The sequence below is a fragment of the Yersinia nurmii genome, from assembly GCF_001112925.1.
Taxonomy (GTDB): Bacteria; Pseudomonadota; Gammaproteobacteria; order Enterobacterales; family Enterobacteriaceae; genus Yersinia; species Yersinia nurmii.
Genome location: NZ_CPYD01000024.1, coordinates 1 through 8009 on the forward strand (window position 1 = coordinate 1; position 8009 = coordinate 8009).

Sequence of the window (8009 nt, forward strand, 5' to 3'; positions counted from 1 at the left end):
AACAATTGTTCCCTGCGCAGCGATCCGCTCCATGAAGTAAATGCTGCCAATACCATCCTGAAATCTACCAGTCGCGTAATCTGGGTTAATCTGATTGAACAGACATAACAGACCATCATAGTTTTCTGCGATGATCTCAGTGTCAGATTGGGCTATCTGCCCCTGAGGGGATGAGAGTGACTTGCTGCCACCGCCGCCCAATGCTGAATCCATATCCGTCAGGCGGCCAGATAGCACATCTGCAATGTCTGGGACGAGCAAGCCGGTCTCTGTGATGGTGACGCCAGGAACCGCCGTTTTCAAAGTGGTCATAAAGTTACCTGTGATTGGTTTCCGTCTCTGTCTGTAACCCGAATGGCACCGCGAGTCTGACGCGTGTTCTTATCAAAAAACACGGTGGCCAGCGCCTGGCTCACGACTGATAGCTTCTTCGCTTCACCCTCCATTTTCTTGGCAATAAATCCGGCGGGTGGGCGGGAGCCGAGAACATCATCTTTCCATGGGATACCCAGTGTGTTGTCGTAATAGCATTCACCAGAAAACACTAAGCAAGCGGATGCTACATCCTGAGCGACTGCATAGGATATGTCGGCTATAGCCATATTCCCCTGCCCGTCCAGCGTCAAATCCCATGTGTTGGGATCAAGCGTCAAGGTTCTATATGTCATGCTGGGCTATCCGTTACATTGGAAGTTACCGTTGAAGATCCAGTTTGCACGCCAGTAACTGGGTGCTTATGACCGTCGTATTTATCACGTAGCGTTTTTAGTGATGCACTTTGTGATCGAGCATTGTCCGTGATATTCCCATCAGCCTTTATCTCACCCGTGACGTGGAGCAGAGAGGTCTCCATCTCGACGCCATCCGGCGCTATGATGGTGGCTTTTGTGCAAGTGATATTGACCGGGTTAGGTGAAGTGATATTTATCGCACCATCCGCAAACTCGATGAACTGCGTTGGCTGGCTGTTGAGAAGGCCGCCAAGATAAATTGCATCCGATCTGGAGTGTTTCCGCCCGCTGCCAGGAACAGATTCTTTTCTGTTTGCCCTGACAATGGAGATATCGTTATCGCACACCGCAATAAGACCGATATCTCCAACAACCGGATCCATGATGATTGCGCTACCGCCGCGCTGAAGCCGCCACACTGGTATGTTGTAAATCTGCGAACCACTGATAATTCCCCCATCGCTACTGCGAACATCAGCAACCAGGGGGATGGCATCGACAACAAGGTTGGGAGCCTGTCCGCGCACCGCGGTAATCGTAACAATATTGATAAAGTAGCTTGATGTGAGCATCTTCCCGAAAGAAGAGGCAAATGCATCTGCATCGTTCGACTGATTTGATGCTTGGGAATATGGAACCTGATCAGCCATTTTGCTTCTCCTGAATGACACGTGTCGCCTGACAAACGGTGTGCCAGCTTCCTCCGTCCGTCCATGAGCTAAGGTAATGCTCGACTATATTCAGCAGATATCGACCGCTGGCATTAGGCAGAGATGTTTCGAGTTCGATGACGCGCCCCTGTGAAAGTAGCGTTGAAAATCGATTTTGAAACGTGATCCCACTTTGAGAAAATACCGGGTAACCAATCAATCCGCTTTCTGTAGAAACCAGCGGCACAATGTCGTCAACAGCAGATTTGGCTGGCCACACAGTAAGAACGTTATCGAAAACCTGATACCAGAGGTTGTGAGCTAGGCAAATATCTCTTATCTGATCCATGGGACTTCCGGCGAAATGAGGGTTTTGTGCAATAATCCCATCAAGTCCAGTAGCCTCAAGCCGAAATCCGAATATGTTGCATATAGCACTGAGCATGGTGGATACAGGAACAGCTCCGGGCTGGGAAAATGCACTGGATGAAGCCGTTTTTAGGTTTAATCCAGCAATGGCGTTCATTACCAGAGCCGTTTCAGGCTGCCCATTCATATTGGCGTAGCTGGCATAAATTCCGCCGGAGAATATTTTGTCTTCGCCAACATACACATTCACGCTGGTATCCTGCGTCGGAGTCCAAACACCAATACCTTTACCTGATAGCAAAGCCAGCCGATCAGCGCTCAAGCCAAACAGAGTAATTTCAGACTGAACACCACCGTAACTACCGTACGCCCCCACCCTAAACGATGACTTTAGGTTTCCCACTGACAGGGTGTTATTCCCTTCCTCATCAAAAGCGCCATTGGTTGTCGTGAATTCATACCGGAGTAGTTTCTTGCTATACGAGTTCAAGCTCAGCCTCCGTTATGTAATAAAGAGGGTAGCGATCGGTTAGCCCATTCCAAACTGGATCGTTCTTCCCCTCGTTATCCAAAAAGAAAAGGTCACCGCGAAAACCGAGATATTTATAGCGGACTATTTTATTGGCGTATAAACATGGGACACCCTGCATAATGGGGTTACCCCCAACCGTCAAATCCATATACATAAAGCTATCGCGCTGGATGAGTCTTATTAAACAGCTCTGTCCGTCTAGGGTGACAAATACCGACTGAGACTTTTTATTTTCAAGCGTAATTACATTCATGTAACACCCTTTTTAATCGACTTCACCAGATCAGTTGTTTTATCCGCCGCGGAAGTTGCCGTTTCGATGAGAGGACCCTTTACCGTATCCAGGGCTGAAGTAAACCCGGAAGATATCGCCCCAGTCACATCGTCAACGGCCTCACCTACCGCCGCCTTCAGGTTCGTCCACGATTTCTGTAATCCATCGATGGTTGAAGGCTTGGTTTGCCCATTGTTCGCATCACCACCAACGCCGGTATTACTATTCTGTTTGCTATCATTGGTAGGCTTGTCTTTGGCCTGAGAGCTGGATAGCCTGACGGCCATTTGCTGCCTTATCTCTTCAAAGGTAAGGCTAACTACCAGCAGAGACACCCCTCGCTTACTGTTAACCGTGTAGCTGTAATCGATTAGGTCGTAGCTTTCATACACGTCTTTCGGGGTATCGATGTCGTAAAGCTTGGCAGAGTCAATCATCTCTTTAATGGTCGTCAATGCATCAGACTGACTGGTAAAAGTCAGATCAAATATATTGGGCAGTGAGCCGGTTAGACCAGTAAGCCCAGAGATAACCACATCGCATATCACCTTGCCGGGTCTGGAAACTTTATTGATAGACTGATAGCCCCCATTCTCGATGGGCGCAGTAACCACACTGGCACCGGCGCTGGGCTGAATAGATGCCATTCCGCTAAACTCAAGGGCAATAGAAGCCTTACCGTGATTTCTTATTGAATAGGACGGGTGAAGCACGCTGTCTATAATTGACAATGGCGATCCGCCACCAATAGCGTTAAATATGTCGCTGGTGTTGATGTCTATAATGCCCATGGATTACCGCCAATAAAAAACCCAGCGCAATGGCTGGGTCGTTGATATTAGAAAGCAAAAACCCGCCGGGGCGGGTTTAGTTTTACTTTTTGTCTTTTAACCAGCAGTCATCGAACAACGTATGATGCTGATCTAAAGGAAGTGGCGTAGTTTTAGTTTCTGCATAAAATTTATAGGCCTCGCTTATGGCGTGATCTGTAAACTCAGCGCGTTCACTCAAGTCATGTGCTTTATCATCAAGATAAGAGATGACATAAACATCTCTATTGCTATTGACCGCATAACTTATAAAACTATCACTCGTAGGTCTAATCCAACCAATTCCAGTAGCCCAGCTATCCCAGCATTCTTTAGTTGATGTCTTACTACGGCTGCTGTATGCGCCTGCATCAACATGAGCATGGCATAGACTTAGTGAAAGGATTTCCGTTGGGCGGGAGAATGGAATATATTTCCCTATTGAGGGATGGAAGCCATTCCTCCAGAAAGATTTAAATGCTTCGTGGAAGTAAAGGGCTGCTGGGTTGTTTTGTTCAAGGATCCGATATGAAGTGCTAAAATAAATCAGCCCTTTAAATTCCCTTTTATCCACTAAATCACTCCGCGATGAGTTTGAACTCATTATTGGAAGCTCTAATTGCTTCGAGCATATTGCGAGAGAGCTTCTTGGATTCTTCCTCGCTAATCCTTGGCGCATGGACTTTGGTGATTTTGCCATCACGCCATAGGTTCATCTCAGCAACAACTCTTGTCTGCTGTGATTTAACTACTTGATTGCATGTTTTCATGGCTTCTTCTCCTAACAAAACCGCATTTCGCAGTTATGATCTAACAAGAAGTCTACTTGACGAACTCGTCAACATACAACCGCAGTTGTTTATCAAATAGATAAACCATTGGTTAGTCGAGTGATTTAATTTCTACGCAGTTCACGAATTTAGCTCGAACTTACGCGATCTTGCTTGAAACAACTGGATGGTTGCACAGTTATTGAGCCAGACGCTCTTTCTGCTAACTACTACAATCTACCGCACAGGCGCGCCAGAAAGGTAAAAGCCCACCTGAGCGGGCGATGTTGCGTGTTATTGCATCAGATAGTGGGTAGAATCATCGAAAACCAACTTAATAGTGGGTTAATACAGTGAGGTTAAAATGTTAATAAAAATAATGATGATTTTGCTTGTTTCCTCTAGTTACGCGGTGGCTTCCGAGATGATTGTGAGTAAGGAAAAGACAAAACAATGCACTATCTTTGCATCTGATAGCTTCAAAGGGCTAGAAGCTGATTACGCAAAAGAAATTAAGCTGCAAAACAAAGAAATATATAAAAAAAATGATAAAGTACAAAATGGCTCAACAGGGTCTTATGTGGTCCCTGCACCAGAATATATCTCACCTCCAGACAAAAGGATGGATGCAGTGAATTTGTTCTCTAGTATCTGCCAAGCGGCGGCAGCAGCATCTGAGCAGGGCTATCCAAAGGATGTTTTGCAAGATGCTGTGCTTGGTCGTGCCTACAAAGATTTTCCAAACTCAACTTACTCTTGGCTAAAACCTGTCTTCATTCAAATGGTGGATAAAGGTTATTCACTTGAAAAATGATTAACCATTCCCCGAGATAAATGCTCCCGTCATACTACTGCGACGGAGCTGATCCTCAATTGATTTCTGTATGGCATCTACTGACTGTGGGTTAGTGGTAACATTTACATTGTTAATGTGTGTGGCTTGAGATTGGCTATTATCTACGCTTTGTGATTGGTTGGGCATCCCAGACATAGATGCATACTGCTCTAGCTGCTTATAATAACCAAGCTGCCCAAGAACTTTATTTGGATATTCCATTGTCTCCTTTGCAAGTGGCTTACCTTTACCTTGCAAATGATTATCAACTCTTCCCATCCCGCCGTTGTAGGCCATTAGAGCGAGTTCAACATTTCCGCTATACCTGTTTATTAACTGGTTAAGGTATTTTCTTGAGGCTTCCCTCGACTTTACTGGGTCCTTTCGTTCATCAATAAATTCATCAACTCTTAACCCTAACTCTCTTGCAGTTCCTGGCATTAATTGATAAGCACCGGTAGCTCCTGCAGAGGATACTGCATTCGGATCTCCAGAGCTTTCGACCATCATCACCGCATCAAGAAGCTTGTCTTTAGGTATTGAGGTAGCGTGTTTATCTCCATCTCCAGAGCTTAAAATATCTTTGCTTGTAAAATCCTTTACCCACTCCCATGCAGAGTTTCCCTTGAGCTTCTTTTCCATCCAACCGCCGACATCGATAACCGGCTTATCAAACCCAGTCAATAGATTGAAATTGTCAGATACCTGAGCCCAGTTATGGATAGCATTTTTGTTGCCAGATAAAGCATCGGTGAATTGCCTCACCCACCCAGTGGCATCTTTGAAGAAATCTATGACATTCCCACCATTGATGTTTACCCACTGATTGAATGTATTCATCATTTCGATGATGTCTGGGCCAAACGCGCGGACAAGGGAGTTCCCAATGTTACTCGTCGCCTGTTCCATCTCAACCATGACTTCTTTGACTTCTTTAGCTTGATTCAGCATCTGGGTTGTAACGTTTGATGACGACTGATAGCCACCTTGGTTTTTATCGAGAGAGCCATCAAGGATTGATGGTAGCAAGGACGTGTCATATCCAAGTCGCTGAATATAGGTCGACGCTTGTTCTTTGGGAAGTTTACGCAACGCCTCCTCAACCTTTTTAAACATCTCTCCTGGGTCTTTGGCTCCAATGATATCCACGCTGGTATGATTGCCCAATTGCAGAATAGCTTGAGTAAAATCGTCAGAGGCACCCATCCCAGACACTGACCAGTTTTTGGCATTCTTCAGTTTCATCAAGGCACTGGTTATTGCTTCAGCGGAGCTGCCTACTGACTCCGCCCCTTTCTTCCAGCCATCAAGCACTTTCGGGTCAAGATCCAGAAAACTCGATGCATTGCCAAGGTCTACCAGGCTATTGGTGGATGATGTAAACAAACGGCGAGTACCTTCAATGGATAGGGCCAGTCCAAGGAACTTAGCAGCTCCAGACTGCACACCCCTGAAAGCCTCTCTACCTTCCTCACCAAATTCCTTGGCACCCTTGGCCGCTCCGAAGAATCCTGCGCTAATGAAACCAAATGGTCGCTTAGTGTCATCAGCAGTTTTCCTTACCTGATCACCAACTTTCTTAACGCCAGCGCTTACAGACTTGGTGCTTTTTTCTACGTCACCCATTGCATCAGTGACATTCTCGCCAAGGTCTTTAGCGCCCTCTTCGACCTTCTTCTTGCCAGAGAGAAATTCCTCGGCTCTTACCGTAACTTTGTAGGCTAGCTCTTCAATAATCATCGAGTTTTCTTCTCTAGGTGCTGCCGCCAGGCAACGCTGTTATGTGACTCCACCGCGATAACCTCCAATAGATTAAACATATCCCTTACAGACAGGTCGTGCTGCAACTGTGCATACGTAGCCTTTCCGGAACATAGGATTGCGTATATGTTTTTGGGTATATTTACTGTTGCGGTGAGTTTTCGCGGTGGGTTCGGCGTATCAAGATGAGGGAACTTTACTTGGCGGCGAGTGATAAAAAACCGAAGTTCAGTTCAAAAACCTTATCCTTCAGCGCTCGAATGGTGGAAACTTCCTCGAAGTCTATCGACTTGATAGGCCGGCTATTTTCCTTCCCGTTATGGGTAATAACGATAAGAACTGTGGATAACAGGCGATCTGATATTGGGCGCGATACCGAGGCCGGAGCTGCGGCTAACACAGACATCCCCACGGTTGCCAACCCCGATATCCCCATGGATACCACATCAGCAGGCAAGGAATTAAATTCACCGTGCCCCATGGCTCGATAAATCTCCTCTGAGAGCTCTTCAGCATCCCAGGCTGACATTTCCGTGATAAGGAATTCCTTCCCCTTATCCCGCCCCTCATCTTCAACGATATATGTGATTTGTTTTCTGGACATTATGCGGCGCTCGGTGTGCATGACTCAAAGTGGAAGACTGCGGGACGAGGCTGCAATACCCGCTTACCAGAAGGGATCGGAGTCCACGTGTAGAGCACACCATTAACAAAGTTATATTTGATATTCAGTGACGGAATGACTAGCACGGCGTTACAGGCAAACTTCGCCACCGCTGCTCGCTCAGCTGAATACCAATCGCCAATAAGCGTTCCAGCATTCGATGTTGGCATTAGGTTAATAGTGAACTCCGTGGGGTTAAAAATATAACCCGCATGGTATTTACCATCCGCCGACATCATGTCTTCTGAGTTTTGCAGCGCGGCGGTATCAAACATGTCTTCAGCGGAATAGTCGTCAACATCAAACCCACCGGGATAAAATGACGGAACTACAATGCGTAGTTTTGAATTGGCACTGGTGATATCTAGAGGCATCGGTCATTCCTTACAAAATGTTGGTGGATGTCATGTTGATGCTTTGAATCAGCTGACCATCAACATAGTAGAAGATTGCGCCATCAAGGCTTCGCTCTGTTCGCGACGCGCCAGTTTGCACAGGAATGTAGAAGAACCACCCCTGAGTAAATAGTGCGTTGGAAATGTCCGAACCCACTGCATCATTGACGATATTAATTTGCGCCTGATCAAGCACAACGCCTGGTCGAACTGCGCCGA

Annotated in this window: 11 protein-coding genes and 2 pseudogenes; 1 reads left to right on the forward strand and 12 read right to left on the reverse strand. The window is 46.4% G+C overall.

The window, feature by feature from the left end; translation table 11 throughout:
* The 8 genes and pseudogenes from AD970_RS18155 to AD970_RS19875 all read right to left on the reverse strand — a co-directional run.
* Positions 1-312, reverse strand: a pseudogene (locus AD970_RS18155) (baseplate J/gp47 family protein); the annotation flags it as partial.
* Positions 309-668, reverse strand: coding sequence for a hypothetical protein (locus AD970_RS18160; protein ID WP_049602385.1), 360 nt, complete (start codon positions 666-668; stop codon positions 309-311). The pseudogene AD970_RS18155 and the gene AD970_RS18160, both read right to left, overlap by 4 nt.
* Entirely contained in the window at positions 665-1381 is a 717-nt protein-coding gene (locus AD970_RS18165) for a phage baseplate assembly protein (protein WP_049602386.1), read from the reverse strand. The genes AD970_RS18160 and AD970_RS18165 overlap by 4 nt, the downstream gene beginning before the upstream one ends.
* On the reverse strand, positions 1374-2240 hold the full coding sequence (locus AD970_RS18170; RefSeq protein WP_049602387.1) for a hypothetical protein: 867 nt from the start codon (positions 2238-2240) through the stop codon (positions 1374-1376). The genes AD970_RS18165 and AD970_RS18170 overlap by 8 nt, the downstream gene beginning before the upstream one ends.
* The gene (locus AD970_RS18175; protein ID WP_049602388.1) at positions 2227-2535 is read right to left on the reverse strand and encodes a phage baseplate plug family protein; all 309 of its coding nucleotides are present in this window, start codon (positions 2533-2535) and stop codon (positions 2227-2229) included. Before AD970_RS18175 ends, AD970_RS18170 begins: the two co-directional genes overlap by 14 nt.
* A complete protein-coding gene (locus AD970_RS18180) occupies positions 2532-3347 on the reverse strand; it encodes a phage baseplate protein (RefSeq protein ID WP_049602392.1) in 816 nt (271 codons plus the stop codon). Before AD970_RS18180 ends, AD970_RS18175 begins: the two co-directional genes overlap by 4 nt.
* Positions 3348-3429: 82 nt before the next feature.
* Positions 3430-3939 (reverse strand): type II toxin-antitoxin system YafO family toxin, encoded by a 510-nt coding sequence (locus tag AD970_RS18185; RefSeq protein WP_049602395.1) that lies wholly within the window; start codon positions 3937-3939, stop codon positions 3430-3432.
* A gap of 4 nt (positions 3940-3943) precedes the next feature.
* Positions 3944-4135 carry a hypothetical protein gene (locus AD970_RS19875; RefSeq protein WP_049602396.1) on the reverse strand — a complete coding sequence of 64 codons (192 nt, stop codon included), beginning with the start codon at positions 4133-4135 and terminating at the stop codon, positions 3944-3946.
* Positions 4136-4499: 364 nt separating this feature from the next.
* Here AD970_RS19875 and AD970_RS18195 point away from each other — a divergent pair, with 364 nt between their 5' ends.
* Entirely contained in the window at positions 4500-4949 is a 450-nt protein-coding gene (locus AD970_RS18195) for a hypothetical protein (RefSeq protein WP_049602398.1), read from the forward strand.
* Here AD970_RS18195 and AD970_RS19990 read toward each other — a convergent pair whose 3' ends face one another.
* The 4 genes and pseudogenes from AD970_RS19990 to AD970_RS19885 form a co-directional block, all read right to left on the reverse strand.
* Positions 4950-6710, reverse strand: coding sequence for a lytic transglycosylase domain-containing protein (locus AD970_RS19990; protein WP_053215290.1), 1761 nt, complete (start codon positions 6708-6710; stop codon positions 4950-4952). It abuts the gene before it with no gap.
* Positions 6711-6927: 217 nt separating this feature from the next.
* Complete coding sequence (locus AD970_RS18205) at positions 6928-7335, reverse strand: hypothetical protein (RefSeq protein ID WP_049602400.1); 408 nt, start codon at positions 7333-7335, stop codon at positions 6928-6930.
* Complete coding sequence (locus AD970_RS18210) at positions 7335-7769, reverse strand: phage tail fiber protein (protein ID WP_049602298.1); 435 nt, start codon at positions 7767-7769, stop codon at positions 7335-7337. The genes AD970_RS18205 and AD970_RS18210 overlap by 1 nt, the downstream gene beginning before the upstream one ends.
* A gap of 10 nt (positions 7770-7779) precedes the next feature.
* Positions 7780-8009: pseudogene (locus AD970_RS19885) on the reverse strand (DUF3383 domain-containing protein); the annotation flags it as partial.